Origin of the sequence: Kitasatospora herbaricolor (assembly GCF_030813695.1) — a bacterium.
In the GTDB taxonomy this organism is placed as follows: Bacteria; Actinomycetota; Actinomycetes; order Streptomycetales; family Streptomycetaceae; genus Kitasatospora; species Kitasatospora herbaricolor.
In genome coordinates this window covers 7,793,800-7,814,763 of record NZ_JAUSVA010000002.1, presented here as the reverse complement: position 1 = coordinate 7,814,763, position 20,964 = coordinate 7,793,800, and the positions used below count along the sequence as shown (strand labels likewise).

15 protein-coding genes and 1 pseudogene are annotated in these 20,964 nt (G+C 74.7%); 6 read left to right on the top strand and 10 right to left on the bottom strand.

Features of this window, described 5'->3' with window-relative positions; genetic code table 11:
- Positions 1-9 precede the first annotated feature (9 nt).
- The 7 genes and pseudogenes from J2S46_RS33955 to J2S46_RS33925 all read right to left on the bottom strand — a co-directional run bounded on the left by J2S46_RS33955 (position 10) and on the right by J2S46_RS33925 (position 6,987).
- Entirely contained in the window at positions 10-1,338 is a 1,329-nt protein-coding gene (locus J2S46_RS33955) for an SAM-dependent methyltransferase (protein ID WP_229912738.1), read from the bottom strand.
- A gap of 182 nt (positions 1,339-1,520) precedes the next feature.
- Positions 1,521-2,237 (bottom strand): annotated as a pseudogene (locus tag J2S46_RS33950) (DUF1365 domain-containing protein); the annotation flags it as partial.
- A 95-nt stretch (positions 2,238-2,332) separates the two neighbouring features.
- Entirely contained in the window at positions 2,333-3,628 is a 1,296-nt protein-coding gene (locus tag J2S46_RS33945; RefSeq protein ID WP_229912762.1) for an NAD(P)/FAD-dependent oxidoreductase, read from the bottom strand.
- A 178-nt stretch (positions 3,629-3,806) separates the two neighbouring features.
- Complete coding sequence (locus J2S46_RS33940; protein WP_191290193.1) at positions 3,807-4,562, bottom strand: anti-sigma factor; 756 nt, start codon at positions 4,560-4,562, stop codon at positions 3,807-3,809.
- Positions 4,559-5,143 (bottom strand): sigma-70 family RNA polymerase sigma factor, encoded by a 585-nt coding sequence (locus tag J2S46_RS33935; protein ID WP_191290192.1) that lies wholly within the window; start codon positions 5,141-5,143, stop codon positions 4,559-4,561. Before J2S46_RS33935 ends, J2S46_RS33940 begins: the two co-directional genes overlap by 4 nt.
- A gap of 348 nt (positions 5,144-5,491) precedes the next feature.
- Positions 5,492-6,526 carry a LuxR C-terminal-related transcriptional regulator gene (locus J2S46_RS33930; RefSeq protein ID WP_191290191.1) on the bottom strand — a complete coding sequence of 345 codons (1,035 nt, stop codon included), beginning with the start codon at positions 6,524-6,526 and terminating at the stop codon, positions 5,492-5,494.
- A 20-nt stretch (positions 6,527-6,546) separates the two neighbouring features.
- A complete protein-coding gene (locus tag J2S46_RS33925) occupies positions 6,547-6,987 on the bottom strand; it encodes an ester cyclase (RefSeq protein WP_191290190.1) in 441 nt (146 codons plus the stop codon).
- Between the two features lie 225 nt (positions 6,988-7,212).
- Here J2S46_RS33925 and J2S46_RS33920 point away from each other — a divergent pair, with 225 nt between their 5' ends.
- The 4 genes from J2S46_RS33920 (at position 7,213) to J2S46_RS33905 (ending at position 12,541) form a co-directional block, all read left to right on the top strand.
- Complete coding sequence (locus tag J2S46_RS33920) at positions 7,213-8,376, top strand: spore photoproduct lyase family protein (RefSeq protein ID WP_229912737.1); 1,164 nt, start codon at positions 7,213-7,215, stop codon at positions 8,374-8,376.
- A gap of 30 nt (positions 8,377-8,406) precedes the next feature.
- Positions 8,407-9,954 carry an SDR family oxidoreductase gene (locus tag J2S46_RS33915; protein ID WP_191290188.1) on the top strand — a complete coding sequence of 516 codons (1,548 nt, stop codon included), beginning with the start codon at positions 8,407-8,409 and terminating at the stop codon, positions 9,952-9,954.
- Between the two features lie 124 nt (positions 9,955-10,078).
- On the top strand, positions 10,079-11,770 hold the full coding sequence (locus J2S46_RS33910; RefSeq protein ID WP_370882276.1) for a molybdopterin-dependent oxidoreductase: 1,692 nt from the start codon (positions 10,079-10,081) through the stop codon (positions 11,768-11,770).
- A gap of 117 nt (positions 11,771-11,887) precedes the next feature.
- Positions 11,888-12,541: a fasciclin domain-containing protein gene (locus J2S46_RS33905; RefSeq protein WP_191290186.1), complete on the top strand. Its 654-nt coding sequence runs from the start codon at positions 11,888-11,890 to the stop codon at positions 12,539-12,541.
- Positions 12,542-12,664: 123 nt separating this feature from the next.
- Here the strand turns inward: J2S46_RS33905 and J2S46_RS33900 are convergent, their stop codons facing one another.
- The gene (locus J2S46_RS33900) at positions 12,665-13,075 is read right to left on the bottom strand and encodes an organic hydroperoxide resistance protein (RefSeq protein WP_191290185.1); all 411 of its coding nucleotides are present in this window, start codon (positions 13,073-13,075) and stop codon (positions 12,665-12,667) included.
- 116 nt (positions 13,076-13,191) lie between these two features.
- On the opposite strand from J2S46_RS33900, the gene J2S46_RS33895 reads away from it, so the two are divergent.
- Positions 13,192-13,695, top strand: a complete 504-nt coding sequence (locus J2S46_RS33895; RefSeq protein WP_191290184.1) for a MarR family winged helix-turn-helix transcriptional regulator — start codon at positions 13,192-13,194, stop codon at positions 13,693-13,695.
- A gap of 34 nt (positions 13,696-13,729) precedes the next feature.
- On the opposite strand, the gene J2S46_RS33890 is transcribed toward J2S46_RS33895, so the two are convergent.
- Entirely contained in the window at positions 13,730-14,899 is a 1,170-nt protein-coding gene (locus tag J2S46_RS33890; RefSeq protein WP_191290183.1) for a serine hydrolase domain-containing protein, read from the bottom strand.
- 290 nt (positions 14,900-15,189) lie between these two features.
- On the bottom strand, positions 15,190-18,588 hold the full coding sequence (locus tag J2S46_RS33885; RefSeq protein WP_191290182.1) for a CARDB domain-containing protein: 3,399 nt from the start codon (positions 18,586-18,588) through the stop codon (positions 15,190-15,192).
- A 602-nt stretch (positions 18,589-19,190) separates the two neighbouring features.
- Between J2S46_RS33885 and sulP the strand changes: the two genes are divergently transcribed.
- Entirely contained in the window at positions 19,191-20,924 is a 1,734-nt protein-coding gene (sulP, locus tag J2S46_RS33880) for a sulfate permease (protein WP_191290181.1), read from the top strand.
- Positions 20,925-20,964: the final 40 nt, after the last annotated feature.

Sequence of the window (20,964 nt, the reverse complement as noted above, 5' to 3'; positions counted from 1 at the left end):
CCGGGGCCCTCATCGGGCCTGCTCCTCGCGGGTGAACAGCAGGTGCTGGACGTCCAGGTAGCCGGTCCGGAAGCCCGCCTCGGAGTACGCCAGGTACAGCTCCCACATCCGGTGGAACACGTGGTCGAAGCCGAGCGCCGCGACCTCCTCGGCCCGCGCGGTGAACCGCTCGCGCCACAGCCGCAGGGTCTCGGCGTAGTGCGGCCCGAAGGCGTCCCGCTGGGTCAGCCGCAGCCCGGTATACCCGGCGGCGGCCCGCGCCAGGCCCTCGACGGAGGGGATCTGCCCGCCGGGGAAGATGTACTTGAGGATCCAGGTGTAGGTGTCCGAGCTGGCCAGCATCCGCTCGTGCGGCATGGTGATCGCCTGCAGGGCGGCCCGCCCGCCGGGGGCCAGCACCCGGTCCAGGGTGGCGAAGTAGGCGGGCCAGTACGCCCGGCCGACCGCCTCGATCATCTCGACGCTGACCACCGCGTCGTAACTCCCCTGGGCCGTCCGGTAGTCGCAGAGGCGGACCTCGACCCGGCGGGCGTGGCCGGCCTCGGCGATCCGGCGTTCGGCGAGCCGCCGCTGCTCCTCGGAGAGGGTCAGCGTCACCACGTCGGCGCCGCGGCCGGCCGCCCGCAGGGCGAGCTCCCCCCAGCCGGTGCCGATCTCCAGCACCCGGCTGCCGGGGCCCACCCCGGCCAGGTCCAGCAGGCGGTCGATCTTGCGGTGCTGAGCGGGCACCAGGTCGTCCCAGCGGGCCCGGGCCGGCTCCGCCGCACCGTCCCCGCCGGGCGGGAAGAGGGCCGCCGAGTAGGTCATGGTGGGGTCGAGGAAGAGCGCGAAGAGGTCGTTGGAGAGGTCGTAGTGGCGCTGGACGTTGCGGCGCGTGTTGGCCTGGGTGCCCAGTTCGGCCAGCGGCGGGCGCTGGGCGTGCCAGCGGCGCAGCCCCTGCAGCCGGGGCGGCACCAGGGTGCCGGGCGAGGCGGCGAGGGCGGTCAGCAGTGCGACCAGGTCGGGCGAGTCCCAGTCGCCGGCCTGGTAGGCCTCGCCGAAGCCGATCAGGCCGTCGGCGCCGATCCGCCGGTGGAAGTCGCGCGGGCGGTGCAGGCGCAGCGTCGGTGCCTGCTCGGGGGCGGGCACCAGCAGCCGCCCGCCCGGCAGCTCGACGCGCAGGGCGAGCCGGCGGGCGACGCTGCGCAGCAGCTGCCCGGCGACGGCCGCCCGCACCGGGCCACCCGGCACGCGGGCCACGTCGGGCCAGCGCAGCAGGTCCACCTCGGGGGTCTCGGACGGGGGCGTCTGCGGCCGTCCGGGCGCGGTGGAAGGTCGGTAGGTGCTGTAGGTCGTCACGAGGGCGGGGCTTCTTCCTTGACGTCGGACGTGGAGCGGTGGGGTGCGGCGGGGACGGGTGTCGGGCCGCCGGGGGCGTGCGGGTCGGGACGGTGGGGGTCCGGGGCGCCGAGGCCGGGTGCGGGGAGGCCGGGTGCGGGGAGGCCCGGCGCCGGACCGGCCTGGGCCGGGCAGCCTCGCGCCGGGCGCGGGTGGACCGGCAGGCCGCGCAGCAGCAGGCGGATGCCCTGGTACCGGATGTGCAGGGAGACCGCCACGGTGGACAGCGGGTGCCGGACGGCCGCCCGGAGCAGCCCGAGCGGGCCGGCCGGCCGCCGGGTGCCGCGCAGGGTGGCGGTGAACACCCGCTGTCCCTCGCGCCGCAGGTGGATGGTGAGGTCCAGCAGGGCGCCCGGCTCCGGCACCCGCATCAGGTACTCGCCGTCCACCGGGAAGAACGGCGAGACGTAGAACTCCTTGCCGGCCGTCGCCCGGCCGTCCCGGTCCGGGCGCAGCAGGTAGCGGTGCCGGCCGCCGTAGGTGTTGTGCACCTCGGCCACCGTGCAGAGCGGTGAGCCGTCGGCGGCGTGGCACCAGTAGACGGTGAGCGGGTTGAAGACGTGCCCGAAGGAACGGGCGTGCGCCAGCATCAGCACCTGCCCGCCGGCCAGGTCGATGCCGTGGCCGGCCAGGAAGTCCTCGATGTCCTGGCGCGGCGGGCGCCGTCCGTCGCCGTGGTCGGCCGGCCGGAACCGGGCCAGCGGGCGCAGCGGGGCGGGCAGGCGGGGCGGTCGGTCGAGGTCGACCAGCCACAGGTAGGTGCGGTGGCTGAAGGCGTGCCGGACGGGGGCGGTGCGCACATGGGTCGTCCGGCAGTCGTAGAGGGCGGCTCCCCAGGGCCCGGGGAGCTCCCTCCGCAGCGCCTCGACCGGCGCCTCGGCGGGTGCCGCGAACGGTGCCTCGGTCGTTCCGGCCGAGCGGGCGGCCCCGGCGCGGGCCGGGGCGGCGGGCCGGTTCACGGCGCCACGGCCCCGGTGAGGGCCCGGGCCGCCAGCACCCCCGAGCGGCAGCCGTCCTCGTGGAAGCCCCAGCCGTGGTACGCCCCGGCGTAGGCGGTGCGTCCGGTGGTGAGTTCGGGCAGCCGGCGCTGCGCGGCGAGGCTCTCCGGGGTGTAGACGGGGTGGCGGTAGACCATCCGGGCCACCACCTGCTCGGGCGGCACCGGACTGCCTTCGTCCTCGTTGAGGGTGACCAGGTAGTCCTCGGCGGTGTCGAGGCCGAGCAGGCGGTTGAGGTGGTAGCTGACCTCGACCCGGTCGGCCCGGCCGCCGCAGTCCGCCATCCGGTAGTTCCAGGAGGCGCGGGCCCGGGCGGCGGTCGGCAGCAGGCTCGCGTCCCGGTGCAGGACGGTCGGGTTGAGCGAGTACCGGAAGGCGCCGAGGACGTCGCGCTCCGCCTCGGTGGGGTCGGCCAGCAGGCTCAGGGCCTGGTCGGGGTGGGTGGCGAGGACCACCGAGTCGAAGGCGGTCCGCTCGCCGCCGCCGGTGACGATCTCCACCCCGTCGAGGTGGCGCCGCACGGCGCGCACCGGGGTGCCCCGGTGGACGGCGGTCAGCCGGTCGGCGATCTTCTCCACGTACCCGCGGGAGCCGCCGACCACCGTGCGCCAGGTCGGCGATCCGGTGACGCCCAGCATCCCGTGGTTGTCGAGGAAGGCGAAGAGGTAGCGGGCCGGGTAGTCCCCGGCGATGTCCGGCGCGCAGGACCAGACCGCCGAGACCACCGGGGTCATGAAGTGGCTGACGAAGTACGGCGAGAAGCCTCCGTCGGCGAGGAACTCGCGCAGGGTCGGGGCGTCCGCCCCGGGGCCGTCGGCGGCCAGCAGCCGGCGGGCCCGGCGGTGGAAGCGCGGTACCTCGGCGAGCATCCTCAGGTAGTCGCCGCGCAGCAGCCGGGAGGGCTGGGCGAACAGGCCGCCCGGCCCGCGGGCGCCGGCGTACTGCAGCCCGCAGCCCCGGCAGTGCACCGACATGCTCATCTCGCTGGGCCGGGTGACCACCCCCAACTCGTCGAACATCTCGATGAGATGGGGGTAGGTCCGCTCGTTGTGCACCAGGAAGGCGGTGTCGAGGGGCACGCTGCGCCCGTCGGCACCGGTCACGTCCTGGGTGTGCGCGTGGCCGCCCAGCCGGGTGTCGGCCTCGAACAACTCGACCTCCGCACCGGCCTGGTGCAGCCGGTACGCGGCGGTGAGGCCGGCCACCCCGCTGCCGACGACCGCGGTGCGGCGGCCCGCCGCGTGCGGGCGCACCCGGCGCCGTCCGGCATCGTCACCCGCGATCTTCGCCGCTGCGGCAAGTTCGGGCACGCTCACGCACGCCCCTCCCGTTCCTCCGGGCCCACCCGTTCCCGGGTGGGCCGCCTTTCCCCTGGACATCAGGTATTCGGAGCGCGGCGGCGGGCGGATTGGCCGGAATCCGCCCCGCCGGTCAGACGAACGGCATCAGCATCACCGGGGCGCCGGTGGGCGCCGGCGAGCCGCCGGCCGGCTCGACCGTCACCCCGACCCCGGCCGCGCCGTCGATCCCGCCGGTGAGCAGCAACGAACCGGTGCTGGTGGGCAGCAGGCCCGCGGGCCGCATGGTGCCGGAGTCGTTGAACCAGAGTTCGTAGACCTTGTCCTCGGGCAGGTCCGGCAGGGCGGAGGCGAGGAATCCGGCCTGTCCGAGGCTCTCGGACCAGACCACGGTGCCGACGCCGGAGCCGGCCGTGGCCGTCCTGGTCCGGGCGTCCGGTGCGGTCAGCAGGGAGCTGAAAGCGGCCGCCTGCTGCTGCAGTCGGGCGGACTGCCGGTCGGCGCGCTCGGCCTGCTGGTGCTCGTTGACGGCGACGCCGCCGAGACCGAGCGCGACCGCCACCGAGGCGGCCAGCGCGAACCTGGGCCAGGACCGGGCGAGTCGGCCGCGCCGGTCGCCGGACGCCGGCTCGTGCTCGTCCAGCGGCCCGCCGGGCCCGAGTTGGCGCACCGACCCGATGCCGGCCATCACCCGGAGCTTCAACTCGGGCGGGACGGGCGTCGCCTCGGCGGAGCCGAGCCGGGCCAGTGCGGCCCTGAACTCCTGCACCTCCAGCGCGCAGGCCGGGCACTGGGCCAGGTGGCGCTCGAAGGCGAGGCTCTCCGCCTCCGGCAGCGCGTGCGCCGCGTACGCGCCGGTGAGCGTGTGCAGATCGGCGGCCGTGCTCATGACCCCACCCCCAGGCAGTCGCGCAGCCGGATCAGACCGTCCCGCATGCGTGTCTTGATGGTGCCGAGCGGCACCCCGAGCATCTCGGCGGTCTCCCGGTAGGAACAGCCCCGGTAGTACGCCAGGGTGACCGACTCGCGCTGGAGGTCGGTCAGCATCTTCAGACAGCGCCGGACCTGCTCGCGCTCCAGCCGGTTCTCGACCTGCTCGGCCACCTCGTCGTAGGCGGGCACGTGGGCCTGGGCGGCGGCCCGCCGGTCCCGGTCGGCGGCGGCCTGGGCGCTGCGCACCCGGTCCACGGCGCGCCGGTGGGCGAGGGTCATCACCCAGGCCATCACCTCGCCGCGTTCGGGCTGGTAGCGGGCGGCGGTGCGCCAGACCTCCAGCATGACCTCCTGGGTGACCTCCTCGGACTGCGCCGGGTCCCTGAGCACCCGCCGGACCAGGCCCAGTACCGGGCCGGCCACCACGTCGTAGAGCCGGCCGAAGGCCTCCTGGTCGCCGAAGGCGATCTTGGTCAGCAGCTCCCGCAGGTCAGGACCTCGGTGTTGCGGACCGGACAGATGGACCACCGTGTTCATGCCGCCACCTCCCGACGGCCGGCGCGCAGCGCCGTCGCTCGTTGGTACAGGACCGACGGGCGGTCCTGCGGTGGGGTCGCGGGCATGACTGGCCTCCTGCTGGGCGATGGGACGTCCGGACCGTCCCCCGAGCGCTGCGCGGGGGGCGGGCATCTGTTGTTCGGACCAGCCTGGCCGACGGATTGGCCGCGTCCGGGTTTTTCCCGGTGCCGGCCGAACGCGAGCACGCGGGCGAGCGCGGGAGGAGCGGCCCGGCGCGGGCGACCGCGGCGGCCGCTGCCGGGGCCTGACCGGCGGGTCCGGCGGGACGGTGGAACCCGCGGGACGGCTGATCCTGCGGGACCGCCCCTAGCCGGGCCCGGACATGTCCGCCAGCACCACGGCGACGAGCTCGCGGCGGCTCCGGACCCCGAACTTGTCGAAGACGGCGCTCAGATGTTCCTGCACGGTGTTGGCGGAGATGTGGAGCTCGTCGACCAGCTGGCGGGTGGAGCGCCCCCGGATGACCAGGGCCGCGACCCGGGTCTGGGCGTCGGTGAGGCCATGGGCGCTGAGCAGGACGGCGCCGAGTTCCGCCGGCCGGGCCGGCTCCACCACCACGCCGATCTGCGGGCCCAGGCGGCTGGTGTGCAGGGCGAGCCAGCGACCGGAGCGCCCGCGGACGCGGACGGTCGAGGGCACCGGGCCGGCGGCCGCCGCGAGCACGCTGACCGGGAGCAGGCCCGCTCCCTGCCGGTCGCCGTCGGGCAAGTCTCTCAGCCACTGCTCGGCCTCGGGGCTCATGGACACCGTCCGGAGCTCGGAGTCGAGCAGGATGAGACCCACGCCGTCCGGGCCGGTGGCGGCCGCGGGAGGCGGCGTCGCGGTCACCGCCGTGCGCAGACCGGCCGCCAGCGCCGGTGCGAGGCGTCGGACCAGGGCGATCTCCGCGTCGGTGAAGCCCGGGGAGGAGGCCTCCCGGTGCAGGCAGAGCACTCCCCAGCAGCGGTGCCCGGTGACCAGCGCGGCGCGCAGTTCGTCGCCGAGCCCGAGGGGGGCCATGATCTCCCGGTAGCGGGCGCTGTCCGTCCGGTTGCCCCCGGTGGCCCGGTCCAACGAGCCGACCGGATCCGCCGCCCCGGCGAGGCCGGAGAACTTGTTGACGTCCGCCCGCCCGAACTCGTTGTCGAGGAACAGCGCCGTCGCGGGACCGAGCGGGTCCTCGGCGGCCGCCGAGGTGAAGAGCAGGGTCACCGGGTCGACCGTCGCGGAGAAGGCCGCCTCCGCCGGTACCACCCGGCGCAGACGGCCGACGATCTCCGTGCCCAGCGTGGCGGCGTCCAGCCCGCCGCGGCACCGTCGTTCGATGTCGGCGAGCCGGCGTTCCACGGCCGCACCTGCCACGCGTCCGAGCCTACTCCCGGCTACCCGGGGCCCTGGACCAGGCCGAGCCGGCGCAGCAGCCCCAGCTCGTCGAGCCGGCCCCAGCGTTCGACGATGCGGCCCTCCCGGACCCGGAAGATGTTGATCCCGCGCAGCGTGACGGTGCGGCCGGTGGCCGGCGCGCCGAAGATCTCGCCGCGCTGGGTGCCGGCTGCGCTGAAGTGCTCCACGACCAGGTCGTCCTCGGCGACGAGGAAGTCGGGCATGGCGTGCCAGTCCGGGAAGGCACCGCGGAACAGGGCGGCGGCGGCGCGCATGCCCTCGCGGCCGGTGTCGGTACCGACGGGCGGGTCGTGGTCGAGGAAGTCCTCGGCGAGGTACTCGTCGACCGCCGCGAGGTCGCCCCTGGTGAACAGTGCGTCGACGAAGGCACGCACGATCTCCCGGTTGGCTGTGGTTCGGGTCTTCTCGATGGTGTCCATGACCACAGTCTTGGGCGCCGCCGAGGCACCTGGTACCCCAGAAACCTGGGGTTTCCCGCCATGCGGCCGCGGCCCGGCACTGATCCGCCGCGCGCCCCGACGACGGCGACCCCGGGGCCCGGTGGAGCCCGGCACCAATCCCCCCGGCCTGTCGGCGCCGAATACTCCGCGGCGAAGCCGCCGGGCGGGGCCCGCGGGCCGGGACGAGCGAGGGAGCAGCGCACCGTGACGAGCGGGACGGGCAGTGGGACGGGCGACGGCACGGCCCGCACGGACACGAGTACGGGCACTGCGGGCACCGGTACGGGCGGTCCGGGCGGTACCCGCCCGGAGCGCCGGCTGTTCGACGTACGGGAGATCTACGCGGAGCCCGCGGCGGCCGCCTCCCCGCGCGGACGCCAGGTGCTGGACCGCTTCCCCGACGCGAAGGTGATCGCGGTGCCCTCGCACTGGCAGATCCCGCACCTGCACGGGAACGAGGGCAACGTGGCCCGCTGGGCCCGGGTCAAGAGCGAGGTGGTGGTGCTCGGGGAGAAGAAGTCGCTCACCACCCGGCCCAACGGCCGCTCGGCGGACTGGATCGCGCCCAGCTCGGCGAACGGCTGCGCACTGGCCTGCGCGTACTGCTACGTGCCCCGGCGCAAGGGGTACGCCAACCCGGTCACCGTCTTCACCAACATCGACAAGATCGTCGCCCATCTGGGCCGGCACGTCGCGCGGCAGGGCCGCAAGACCGGGCCCAACAGCTGCGACCCGGTGTCCTGGGTGTACGACATCGGGGAGAACAACGACTGCTCGGTCGACGCGCTGATCTGCGACAACACCGCCGATCTGATCCGCGCCTTCCGGCACTGGCCGACCGCCAAGGCCTCGTTCGCCACCAAGTGGGTCAACCGCGAGCTGCTGGCCCTCGACCCGCGCGGCCGCACCAGGATCCGGTTCTCGCTGATGCCGCCCGCCGACGCCCGGCTGCTGGACGTCCGCACCAGCCCCGTCCCCGAGCGGCTGGCCGCCGCCGGGGACTTCCTGGCCGCCGGGTACGAGGTGCACTTCAACTTCTCCCCGGTGGTGCTGCGCGAGGGCTGGGTGCACGACTGGACGGATCTGCTGCGCCGGATGGACGACACCCTGCCGGCCGCCGTGAAGGCGCAGGCCGCCGCGGAGATCATCATGCTGACCCACAACCGCGAGCTGCACGACGTCAACCTGGGCTGGCACCCCAGGGCGGAGGACGTGCTCTGGCGGCCCGGCCTCCAGGAGGCCAAGCGCTCCCAGAACGGCGCCTGGAACGTCCGCTACCGCACCGGCCTCAAGGGCGACGCCGTCCGTACCCTGCGGGGTCTGGTCGAGCGGCACGCACCGTGGCTGCGGATCAGGTACGCGTTCTGACCGCTCCCCCGAACCACCCCGGAGGCACCCATGACCGACAGCCCCGCCGGCGCCAGCGCCGACGAGATCAGCGCCGGCGAGACCGGCGGCGGCACCCGCATCCTGGTGACCGGCGCCACCGGCTACATCGGCGGCCGGCTGGTGCCCGAACTGCTCGCGGCCGGCCACCGGGTGCGCTGCCTGGCCCGCGACCCCGGCCGGCTGCGCGACCTGCCCTGGCGGGGGCGGGTGGAGAGCGCCCGGGGCGACGTCACCCGCCCGGAGACGCTCCCCGCGGCCTTCGAGGGGATCGAGGTGGCCTACTACCTGGTGCACGCACTCGGTACCGGCCCCTCCTTCGAGCAGCGCGACGCGGACGCCGCCCGGGCCTTCGGGCGGGCCGCCGCCGCGGCCGGGGTCCGGCGGATCGTCTACCTCGGCGGGCTGGTCCCGGCCGGTGTCCCGGAGCGGGAGCTCTCCCCGCACCTGCGCTCCCGGGCCGAGGTCGGCCGGATCCTGCGGGAGAGCGGCGTCCCGACGGCGGAGCTGCGGGCCGCCGTGATCATCGGCTCCGGGTCCGCCTCCTTCGAGATGCTCCGCCACCTGACCGAGCGGCTGCCCGTGATGATCACCCCCAGCTGGGTGCGGACCAGGATCCAGCCGATCGCCGTCCGGGACGTGCTGCGCCACCTGGTCGACTGCGTCCGGCTGCCGCCCGAGGTCAACCGCAGCTTCGACGTGGGCGGCCCGGACGTGCTGACGTACCGCGACATGATGCTCCGTTACGCCCGGGTGGCCGGCCTGCCCCGGCGGGTGATCGTGCCGGTGCCGGTGCTGACGCCCAGCCTGTCCAGTCACTGGGTCGGACTGGTCACACCGGTGCCGAGCGGTCTGGCCCGCCCGCTGGTCGAGTCGCTGCGGTACGAGGTGGTCTGCGGCGAGCACGACATCCGCCGCTGGTCCCCCGCCCCGGCGGGCGGCCCGACCGGCTTCGACGAGGCCGTCCGGCTCGCCCTCAAGCGGATCCAGGACGCCGACGTGAGCACCCGGTGGTCCTCGGCCTCGCTGCCGGGCGCGCCCAGCGACCCGCTGCCCAGCGACCCGGACTGGGCCGGCGGCAGCCTGTACGAGGATGAGCGGGAGCTGGCCGTCCAGGTGCCGCCGGCCGCGCTCTGGCGGGTGGTGGAGGGGATCGGCGGCGAGAACGGCTGGTACTCCTTCCCCCTCGCCTGGGCGCTGCGCGGCTGGCTGGACCGCGCGGTCGGCGGGGTGGGCCTGCGGCGCGGCCGGCGCGACCCGGCCCGGCTGCGGGTCGGCGACTCGCTGGACTTCTGGCGGGTCGAGGAGATCGAGCCGGGCCGGCTGCTGCGGCTGCGCGCCGAGATGCGGCTGCCCGGCCCGGCCTGGCTGGAGCTGCGGGTGGAGCCGGGCGCGGACGGCGGCGCGGTCTACCGCCAGCGGGCCCTGTTCCACCCGCGCGGGCTGGCGGGCCACGCGTACTGGTGGTCCGTCGCACCCTTCCACAGCGTGGTGTTCGGCGGGATGGCCCGGAACATCGCCGCGCGGGCCGAGCAGTACGCGGCGGTGCCCGCCGGCTGACCCGCCGGAACTGCCGGGCGGCCCGACCGCCGGTGAACTCCCAGGTCAGGGAGGGGATTTCACTCCTAGGGGTGAGATCGGAACTCGCACCCATCCGGCGGACCCGCCGCCCCGAATGGTGGGTGTGAGCAGCGAACCCGGCCAGGCGCCGGCACCCCCCGGCGGACCCCGCACCCGGCGCCTGCGCGCGTCGGCGGTCCGGGCGGCCGGCGCCGCGGGCGTCGGGGTGGCCGCGGCAGCCGCGGCGATCGCACTGGGCGAACTGGTCTCGGCGTTCACCGGCCCGGCCGGCGCCCCGGCGCTGGCGGTCGGCTCGGCCGCCATCGACCTGACGCCCACTCCGCTCAAGGAGTACGCCGTCCGGACCTTCGGCACCGACGACAAGCCGGTGCTGCTGGGCGGGATCTACCTGACCCTCACCGCGCTGGCGGTGCTGGCCGGGCTGATCGCCGTCCGGCGTCCGCGGGCCGGCGCGGTGATGTTCGCCGTCTTCGGCGGGCTCGGCGCCTGGGCGGCGATGTCCCGGAGCACCGCGGGCCTCTCCTACCTGCTGCCCTCGCTGGCCGCCGGACTGGGCGGGGCCGCCGTACTGGTCCTGCTGGCCGGCCGGTACCGGCGCGCCCTGCCGGCCGGGCCGGCCGAGGCACCGGACGCCGGCCCGGGGCCGGGTGCCGCACAGGAACCGGGTGACGCGCCGGAGCCGGGTGACGCGCCGGAGCCGGGTGACGCGCCGGAGCCGGTCCGGCCGGACCGCCGGCAGTTCCTGATCGCCACCGGCGGCACCGTGGCGCTGGCCGCGGCCGTCGGCTACGCCGGCCGTTCACTGTCGCAGTCGCGCAACGACATCAGCGCCGCCCGGCTCTCCGTGCGGATACCGCCGCCGGCCCGCGCGGCCACCGCCCTGCCGGCGGCCGTCCACCCGGGCATCGCGGGCCTGTCGCCCTTCGTCACCCCGAACGCCGACTTCTACCGGGTCGACACCGCGCTGACCCTGCCGAGGATCGACCCCGACCGCTGGTCGCTGCGCATCCACGGCCTGGTCGACCGACCGCTGCTGATCAGCTTCGACGAGTTGCTGCGGCTGCCGCTGGAGGAGCTGGACCACACCATGTCCTGCGTCTCCAACGAGGTGGGCGGGCCGTACGTCGGCACCACCCGCTGGCTCGGCGCCGCGCTGCCGGCGCTGCTCCGCTCGGCGGGGGTGCGGGCCGGCGCGGACCAGCTGGTCGGCCGCTCCCAGGACGGCATGAGCATCGGCACCCCGCTGGAGTCGGTGCTGGACGGGCGGCGGGCGCTGCTGGCGGTGGCGATGAACGGCGAGGCGCTTCCGGTCGCGCACGGCTTCCCGTGCCGCACGGTGGTGCCCGGCTTCTACGGCTACACCTCCGCCACCAAGTGGCTGACCGACCTGGAGGTCACCACCTTCGCCCGGTACGACCCGTACTGGGTGCGGCGCGGCTGGGACCGGACCGGCGCGGTGCGCACCGCCTCCCGGATCGAGGTGCCGGCCGGCTTCGCCCGGATCCCGGCCGGCACCGTGACGGTGGCCGGCACGGCCTGGGCCACCCACCGCGGGATCGCCGCGGTGGAGGTCCGGGTGGACGACGGGCCGTGGGCCGAGGCGACACTGGCCGCCGACGCCGGGCCCGACCTGTGGCGGCAGTGGAGCTGGGACTGGCCGGGTGCCCGGCCCGGTACCCACACCATCCGGGTCCGCGCCACCGACACCACCGGCGCCGTCCAGCCCGAGGCCCGGGCGGCGCCCTTCCCCAGCGGTTCCACGGGCTGGCACAGCACCGTGGTGACCGTCGTCTGACCCTTACCGCCGAACAATCCCCACCACCGCCTACCAGCCCGGTACGCGACACCACCGCCGTCCCGGCCATGGCACCGCCATGCCCGGAGCCGGACACTCCACAGGAAGTGACCTCTCATGTCCGTGACCCGCATCCGCACCACCGCCGCCCTGCTCGCCGCCGGCGCCCTCGCCTTCGGCCTGACCGCCTGTGGCAGCAGCGGCGACTCGTCGTCCTCCTCGGCGAAGAGCGGCTCCTCGGCACCGGCGGCCACCAGCTCCGCCCCCGCCGCCCCGGCCCCGTCCGCCGCCTCGATGACCGAGCCGTTCGGCGCCGCCTGCGCCGCCGTGCCGAAGGACGGCGCGGGCAGCTTCAACGGCATGGCCCAGGACCCGGTCGCCACCGCCGCCTCCAACAACCCGCTGCTGTCGACCCTGGTGACGGCGGTCAAGGCGGCCGGCCTGGCGGACACCCTCAACTCGGCCAAGAACGTGACCGTCTTCGCGCCCACCAACGACGCCTTCGCGAAGCTGCCCAAGGAGACGCTGGACAAGGTGCTCGCCGACAAGGCGATGCTGACCAAGATCCTCACCTACCACGTCACGCCCGACAGCCTGGCGCCCGCGGCGCTGGCCGGCAGCCACAAGACCCTGGAGGGCAGCGACCTCACGGTGGCCGGCTCCGGGCAGGACTTCACCGTCAACGGCAACGCCAAGGTGCTCTGCGGCAACGTCCACACGGCCAACGCGACCGTCTACATCGTCGACACCGTGCTGATGCCCGCCTCCTGAGCCCTTTCCCCGCACGCGCGCGAGCCCGGACCGTCGGTCGGTCCGGGCTCGCGCGCGTTCTCGGGTGCGCCGGCACGGGACGCGGACCGGGCCGTCCCGGCGGGCGGGACGGCCCGGGCGGGACTACTCGACGACGAGCTCCACCGGGATGTTGCCGCGGGTGGCCTTGGAGTAGGGGCAGACCTCGTGGGCCTGCTTGACCAGCAGCTGGCCGGTCTCGCCGGCGAGGCTGTCCGGCAGCTCGACCCGGAGCACCACCGCGAGGCCGAAGCCGGTCGCGTCCTTGCCGATGGAGACCTCGGCGGTGACCGAGACCTCGCTGACGTCGGCCCGCGCCTGGCGGGCGACCAGGCCGAGCGCGCTGGCGAAGCAGGCGGCGTAGCCGGCGGCGAAGAGCTGCTCGGGGTTGGTGCCCTGGCCGTTGCCGCCGAGCGCCGGCGGCATCGCCAGCGCGAGGTCCACCTGGCCGTCGGAGCTGACGGTGCGGCCCTCGCGGCCGTTGGCGGTGGCGACGGCGGTGTACAGCGCGTCCATCTGGCTGGTCCCTTCTCTCGTCGGCGACCGGTCCCGGCCGCCCCTCTGCGCTCAAGTAGAGCACGCAATTGAATTGCGCACAACTTAAGTGCGCGCGGCCCGGCTATCCTGGAGCCATGACCGACCTGTCCCGGGTGCCCGACGAGGAACTGCTCCGACTCGACCACCAGATCTGCTTCTCGCTGCACGCCGCCTCGCGCGCCTTCGGCGGCGTCTACCGCACGGTGCTCAAGGACCTCGACCTCACCTACCCCCAGTACCTGGTCATGCTGGTGCTCTGGGAGCACGGCGAGCTGCCGGTCAAGCGGATCGGCGAGCACCTGCGACTGGACTCCGGCACCCTCTCCCCGCTGCTCAAGCGGCTCGAAGCCACCGGCTACGTGCGGCGCGCCCGCAGCAGCGAGGACGAGCGCTCCGTCACCGTCCGGCCCACCGAGGCCGGCACGGCGCTGCGCGAGCGGGCCGTCTGCGTCCCGCGCCGGATCGTCGAGGCCAGCGACCTGACCCCCGCCGAGGCGGCGACCCTGCAGTCGCTGCTCGCCCGGGTCACCGGCTCGCTCGACCGGGCGACCCAGGACTTCGCCGCCGCCCCGCCGGAGCCGGGGCCTGCCACGGGGTGACCCGCCCGGCCCCGGCCCGCCGGCCGCGCGGCTCTCAGCCGCGCAGCAGCGCGCAGACGAAGTCCTCCTGGACGTCGCGGAGTTCGGCGAGCAGCGCGGCGTTGCTCCGCTCGCTCACCTGGGTGGTCACCGAGAAGGTCAGCGAGCGCCGCCCGTCCGGGGTGCCCACCGCCAGCTGGGTGTACCCGGCGGTGTTGCCGGTGTGCCCGTACACCACGCCGCAGCGGGTGCTGTAGCGGAAGATCGCCAGCCCGGCCTCGTTGCGCCCGGGCCCGGCGGGCTCGGAGGCCCCGTCGACGAAGGTCAGCTGCTGCGCCCGGACGGCGGGCGCGATCAGCCGGCCGCCCGCGTAGGCGCCGATGAAGGTGCCCAGGTCCTCGGGGGTGGACACGATGCCGCCGGAGGCCCAGCTCCCCGAGGCGCCGAACAGCGTGCTGACGTCCTCGGGTGCCTCCGGCGGCTGGACGGCGTAGCCGTGCAGGTAGGGCTCGGGCAGCCGGTACCCCTGCGGGAGGCTGGTCCGGCGCAGGCCGAGCGGCTGCTGGACGACCGTGCGGAGCAGGTCCTCGTAGCGCTCGCCGGAGGCGGCCTCGGCCATCAGCGCGACGGCGATGTTGTCGGAGTTGGAGTAGCGGTACGCGCTGCCGGGGGTGAAGTTCAGCGGCTGGTCGGCGACGAAGTCCAGCAGGCAGCGGGAGTCGAAGCGGTGGTGCGGGTCCGCCCCCAGGATCTCCCGGAAGGCCGGGGCGTCGCTGTAGTCCGGCAGGCCGCTGGTGTGGTTGAGCAACTGGCGCAGCGTCACCGCGCCCCAGGCCGCCGGCAGGTCGGGGAGCCGCTCGGCGAGGGTGTCGTCCAGGCCGAGCAGGCCCTGGTCCACCAGACCGAGCGCGACCGCGCCGCTGAAGGCCTTGGCGGCGCTGGCGATCCGCATGTGGTCGGTGATCCGGGGCGGGCGGGCGGTGCCCACCTCGGCCACACCGGAGCGCAGCACCTCGGTGCGCCCGCCGCGCCGGAGCACCGCGATCACCCCGGGCGGGCCGCCGGCCGTGGCGACCAGCTCGTCCAGGCGCCGCTGCAGCGGCCCTTCACCCTGCGGCGGGCGGGCCTGTGCGGGCGCCGGGGCCAGGCCCGTCAGGGCGGTGGCGGCCAGCAGCGCGAGCAGCGGACGGGACCACGGACGGGGGTGCGGACCGGGGTGCGGCATGAGCGGCTCCTGCGGGGGCGGCCCGCCGGCTGGGCGCGACGGGCGGACGGGCGGACGGATCCCGGCCCACCGCATCACCCCGGGCGCACCGGCGTCCCGCGGCCCGGCCGCCGCCGTCACCCGACCGGGTCACCGCCGCACCGGCCGACCGGAGCAGCACGGGAGGAGCGGCGGCGGGCCCGGCCCGCCCGGCGGCGTTCGGGGCGCGGAACGCGGCGGGCCTCCGGGTCGCGGGTGGGGACCCGCGACCCGGAGGCCCTGGTGGCGCCGGGGTGCCGCCGCCGTGGTGGCTACGGGGCCGTGGTGTTCGGGGTCCCGTTGATGACGAACTGCGAGCCGGGCTCGACCAGCACGTTGCCCTGGGCCGAGTTGGTGATGGTCACGTTGGTGAGCGTGGCGGAGCCACGCGCGCCCCCGTGGGCCAGGATGCCCGAGCCGTTGACGGACTTGTCGATCCGTACGTTGCTGACCTGGACGTTCGGGGTCGCCCCGCCGCCGGTCTTGAACTGGATGCCGTCGTAGGTGGAGTCACTGATGTCGGTGTCGCGGATGGTGACGCCGGGGATGTCCTGCGAGGAGGCGAACAGGGTGATGGCCCCGAACTCCTGCTGCTCGCCCCAGAAGGCGCCGCCGGTGCGGTACAGGGCGTTGTTGGCGATCAGCGTCTGCCCGGAGAAGGGCAGCGGGTCGTGGTCGGTCGCGAGCATGATGCCCGGGTAGTTCATCGTGTCGGAGACGATGTTGTTCTCGATGGTGTTGCCGTAACCGCCGTACACCGCGATGCCGTTGGCGCGCCAGGGCAGCTGGACGGTGTTGTTGCGGAAGTGGTTGTCGTGGCCGATGTCGACCGACTGGTCCTTCACGGCCTTGTTGGACCAGACGGCGAGCGAGTCGTCGCCGGTGTTGCGGAAGGAGGAGTTGAAGACGGTCGAGTTGCGGGTGCTGTTGGCGAAGTTGATGCCGTCGGCGTAGGTGTTGCGGATGCGCATCCCGCTGAACTCGAGGCCGTCGCCCGGCCCCCACAGCGCGGGGATGTTGTCGTAGTCGCGGCCGACCCAGACGGCGACGTTGGCGTGCTCGATCCAGACGTTGCTGATCTTGGTGTTCTTGCCGAACCGGCCGTTGAGGCCGACGCCGCCCTCGGCGTTGCCGTCACCGCCGCGGATGGTGCCCGAGCCGAAGATCGCGATGTCCGAGATCTGGGTGTTGTCGTCGATGTCGAAGCCGAAGTTGCCCTCGTGCGGGTGGTTGATGCCGCCCGCGTCCTGCGGCGCCGTCAGCGTGTAGAGCTGGGTGTGCCACATGCCCGCGCCGCGGATCGTCACGTTGCTGATGCCGACCTGGTTGTACTGGCCACGGTTCAGCGGGTCGTCGGTCAGGATCTTCTGCTCCTGCCGCCACTGGCCGGCGGGGATCCAGACGCAGCCGATCTCGCCCTTCTGGTCGGCCGTCACGGCCCGCTGGATGGCGTCCGTGTCGTCGATGCCGTCGTTGGGCACGGCGCCGTACGCGGTGATCGAGGTGCACCCGGCCGGCTGGGCGAGGGCCGGGGCGACCTGCTCCAGGTCGACCAGGTCGATGATGTAGTAGGCGGCGCTGTCCCCGGCGTCCCGCTGGAGGCGGAACTTGGTGCCCGGCGGGTACGACTGCGGCAGCAGGGCGTTGGACTCGTCGAACAGGCGGCGGGCGTCGCCGCCCGGCGTGTTGGTGAGGCCCTCGGGACTGTCGGTGCTGCCGTACAGCCAGCTGTGCTTGGAGGACAGCGTCAGCTTCCGGTCGAAGGTGCCGTTGACGTAGAGACTGATCGTCGCCGACTGGCCGCCGCCGTTCGCCGCGTCCGGGATCGAGTTCCGCACGACGATCGAGTTCGCGGCGTTGGCGGAGGTGAACTCCACGTACTGACCGGAGGAGTTGAGCTGCACCGACCGGCGGCCGGAGGACTCGGTGGCGAAGTTGGTGTGGCTGAACGTCCGCTTCTGGTCCGACTGCAGCAGGACGCCGTTGTACTGGGCGTCCTCGGCCTCGTACTCGGTGTACGGCAGCGCGGCGCCGCGGCCGACCACGACCGAACGGGCGAACACGTTGTTGTTCTCGTTGGTCTCGGCGACGACACCCGTCGCGTCCGCGGTGGCGGTGAGCGTGGCCCCGCCGCTGGTGGCGGTCCAGGTGCCGGTGATCGGCACCTGCGCGGTCGCGCCGGCGGCGATGGCGCCCGTGCTGCCGTTCAGCGTGGTGGTGCCCACGGCCAGACGGGTGACCGTGCCGGCGGCGACGGCGGTGGTGCCGCGGTTCTGCACCGCGACGGTGAAGCCGACGGACGCGCCCACGGGCGGGGAGGACGGGTTGGTGGTGATGCCGGTGACCGTCAGGTCGGGGCCGGGGCTCTGCGTGACGACGAGCTTCGCCGACGCCGTCCGGCTGTTGTTGCTGTTGTCCTGCTCGGGCACGGTGTCGGCGGGGTCGACCACGGCCGAGACGGTGTAGCTGCCCTGCGGACGCTTGCCGACCGCGACCGGGACGGTGGTCGAGGCACCCGCGGCCAGTGCGCCCACCGGGCCCGAGCCGGCCACGACGCCCTCGATGCTGACGCTGGCCGTGGTCGCCGGGGAGGCGGCCGTACCGGCGTTGCGCACCGTCGCGTTGACCGTCACGGCGTCCGCCTCGGAGGGCGCCGCGGGGGTCCAGGCCAGGTCGGTGACGGTGAGGTCGGGGTTGGGGGCAGCGGTGCCCACCACCTGGAGCTCGGCGACCTGCGCGCCGGGGGCACCGGTGTTGGAGAAGAACGTCAGCTGGACGTCGGAGTACCGGCCGGTCACCGGGATCGTCACGGTGTTCTGGTTGGCCGACGGGCCGAAGGCGTAGTCGGCCCGCGCCTTCAGCTGGGTGAAGCCGGTCGCCGACTGCTCGCGGCCGGCGACCTGGACGGCCTGCGTCCTGGGCCCCCAGGCGCCGTCGGGGTTCAGCTTGACCACCACGGCCTGGAGGTCCGCGTTGGAGCCGAGCTTCACCGTCAGGGTCGACGGGAAGCCGGCGGACTCCCAGTAGGTGGCGGTGCTGTCGTCGACGGCGTTGGCGGCGGTGTAGCTCTGGGTCGTCGAGGACGCCTCGATCGGCTTGTTCCGCGCGAGGTTGGTGCCGTTCGCCGGCGGGTCGACGGGCGGGACGACCGGACCGCCGTGGCCGTAGACCTCCAGTTCGGAGATCTGCGCCGCGTTCCACCCGGTGTTGCCGGTGACCTGCACGCGGACGTACCGGACGGCGGCGGCCGTGAAGGTGATGGCGACGGTGTTCGCCCCGGACGGGTCGAACAGCCGGCCCGCGGCGGTGGCCAGCGTGCCGAAGGCGGTGCCGTCGGCGCTGCCGAGCACGCTCAGCGTCTCGGTGCGGGCGCCCCAGGACGACGGCAGCTTCAGCGCCACCTCGTCGACACTGACGCTGCTGCCGAGGTCGACCTGCACCCACTGGGGGAACGAGCCGGTCGGGCCCTCCCAGTAGGAGGCCTGGCTGCCGTCGGTGACGTTGCCGGCCGGGTAACCGCCGTTGGTGCCACCGGCGGTGGCGGGCTTGCCGAGGGCGAGGTCGGGGCCGTCCGCGGCATGGGCGGCGGCCATGGGCGTCAGTCCGACGGCGACCAGGCCGGCCACCACCGCACCGGTGATCAGGCGCCGGCCCTGGTGTGTCCATCTCATCGTGTAGGTGTCCTCGGGTTCGGGTCCGGGGCGGCCGGGCGCGACCCGTCACCGGCCGACCGCCGCGACTGCTGCGACCGGGAGGAGCCGGGTGACGGGGCGCACGGGTCGGTGCACCGGTACGACAGGGGTGGGGGGACCCCGCCGGCCGCCTGACACGGGTTCGGCAAGGAGTGACAATGCGAGGCAAGGTTTTTGCAGCTCTTGGTCAATCATTTGCACTGTCAGGGTGACAGGTTTCTATCAAGTGCTCACGTTGTCAACGGTTCTGACCCGACGGATGACGACGCCGCCACATTCCCCCAGGTCGCAGCCCTGGACAGGTGCCGCGGACGGCGGGCCGGGCCAGGAGCCCGCCGATCGGTCCCCGCGCCCACCGGACGGCCAGGGCGGCCCCCGACCCCCGGGGCCCGGGGGGCCGGCCCGGGCCCCGCCCACCCCGCCGTTCACCCTTTCGGGCGAGACCTCTGGCGGGGGCCGGCGGCGGCCCGGACGATGGGAGCCGACGCCCCCGCACCGCCCCACGCCCCGCCGCCGGCCCGGTCCCGCCGCCGGCCGGGCGCCCCGGATCCGGCTGCCGTCGGCCCTGCGGAAGGAGACCGATGCCCCAGTCCACCGACCCGGACGGCGGATTCCGGCACCGCGTCGCCGGATTCGTCCCGGGCCTCGGTGTGCTCCGCTCCTACCGGCGCGGCTGGCTGCGCGGGGACCTGCTGGCCGGCGTCACCGTCGCGGCCTACCTGGTGCCCCAGGTGATGGCGTACGCCAGCGTCGCGGGGCTGCAACCGGTCGCCGGGCTCTGGGCGATCCTGCCCGCGCTCGCCGTCTACGCCTTCCTCGGCTCGTCCCGGCTGCTGTCGGTCGGCCCGGAGTCGACCACCGCGCTGATGACGGCCGGGGTGGTGGGACCGCTGGCCGCGGGGAACCCGGACCGCTACGCCGTCCTCACCGCGGCGCTCGCCGTCGTGGTCGGGCTGCTGTTCCTGCTGGCCCGGATCGCCCGGCTGGGGTTCGTCGCCGACCTGCTCTCCCAGCCCGTCCTGATCGGCTACCTGGCCGGCGTCGCCCTGATCATGGCGGTGGACCAGCTGACGAAGATCACCGGGGTCGAGACCGAGGGCTCGGGCTTCTTCCCGCAGCTGATCTCCTTCTTCCGGAACCTCTCCGAGGCCGACGCCCCGACCGTGCTGCTCAGCGCGGCGACCCTGCTCTTCCTCTTCCTTGCGGCCGCGGTCCTGCCGCGCGGGGTCCCGGTCACGCTGCTCGCGCTGGTCCTGGGCACCCTGGTGGTCGCGCTGTTCGACCTGGAGTCGCGGGGCATCGCGGTGATCGGGGACATCCCGACCGGGCTCCCCCGGCCGTCCTTCCCGTCCCTGGACGACTTCCGGGAGCTGGTGCTGCCCGCGCTCGGCGTGCTCCTGGTGGGTTACACCGACGTGATCCTGACGGCCCGGGCCTTCGAGTCCCGGGGCAGCGGCGAGCGCCTGGACGCCAACCAGGAGCTGCTGGCGCTGGGCGTGGTCAACCTCGGCGCCGGGATGTTCCACGGCTTCCCGGTGAGCAGCAGCGCCAGCCGGACCACGCTGGCGAAGTCGGCCGGCGGGCACACCCAGGCGTACGGGCTCACCGCGGGCGTCCTGGTGGTCGGCGTGCTGCTGTTCCTCGGGCCGGCGCTCGCCCTCACACCGTCGGCCGTGCTGGGGTGCCTGGTCGTCTACGCCGCCGTCCGGATGATCGACATCGCCGGGTTCCGGCGGCTCTCCTCGTTCCGGCGCCGGGAGCTGCTGCTGGCCGTCGGCTGCCTGATCGGCGTGCTGGCGCTGGACATCCTCTACGGGGTGCTGGTGGCCGTGGGCCTGTCGGTGGCCGAGCTGCTGACCCGGGTGGCCCGGCCGCACGACGCGGTGCTGGGCCTGGTGCCGGGGGTGGCGGGCATGCACGACATCGACGACTACCCCGAGGCCCGGACCGTCCCCGGGCTGGTGATCTACCGCTACGACTCGCCGCTGTTCTTCGCCAACGCCGAGGACTTCCGCCGGCGGGCGCTGGCGGTGCTGGCCGAACAGCCCGGCCCGGTGCGCTGGTTCGTCCTCAACACCGAGGCCAACGTCGAGGTGGACATCACGGCGCTGGACTCGCTGGAGGCGCTGCGGGACGAACTGGTGGCCGGCGGCTGCGTGTTCGCCCTGGCCCGGGTCAAGCAGGACCTGCGGGCGGAACTGGACGCGTACGGGCTGACCCGGTCGATCGGCGCGGACCGGATCTTCCCCACGCTGCCCGCGGCGGTGGCCGCGTACCGCGCCTGGAGCGGGGCGGGCGACGATGAAGCGGGCTAGGGGCTGTCCGACCGTTCCCGCCGGGCGCGCGACGCCGGGC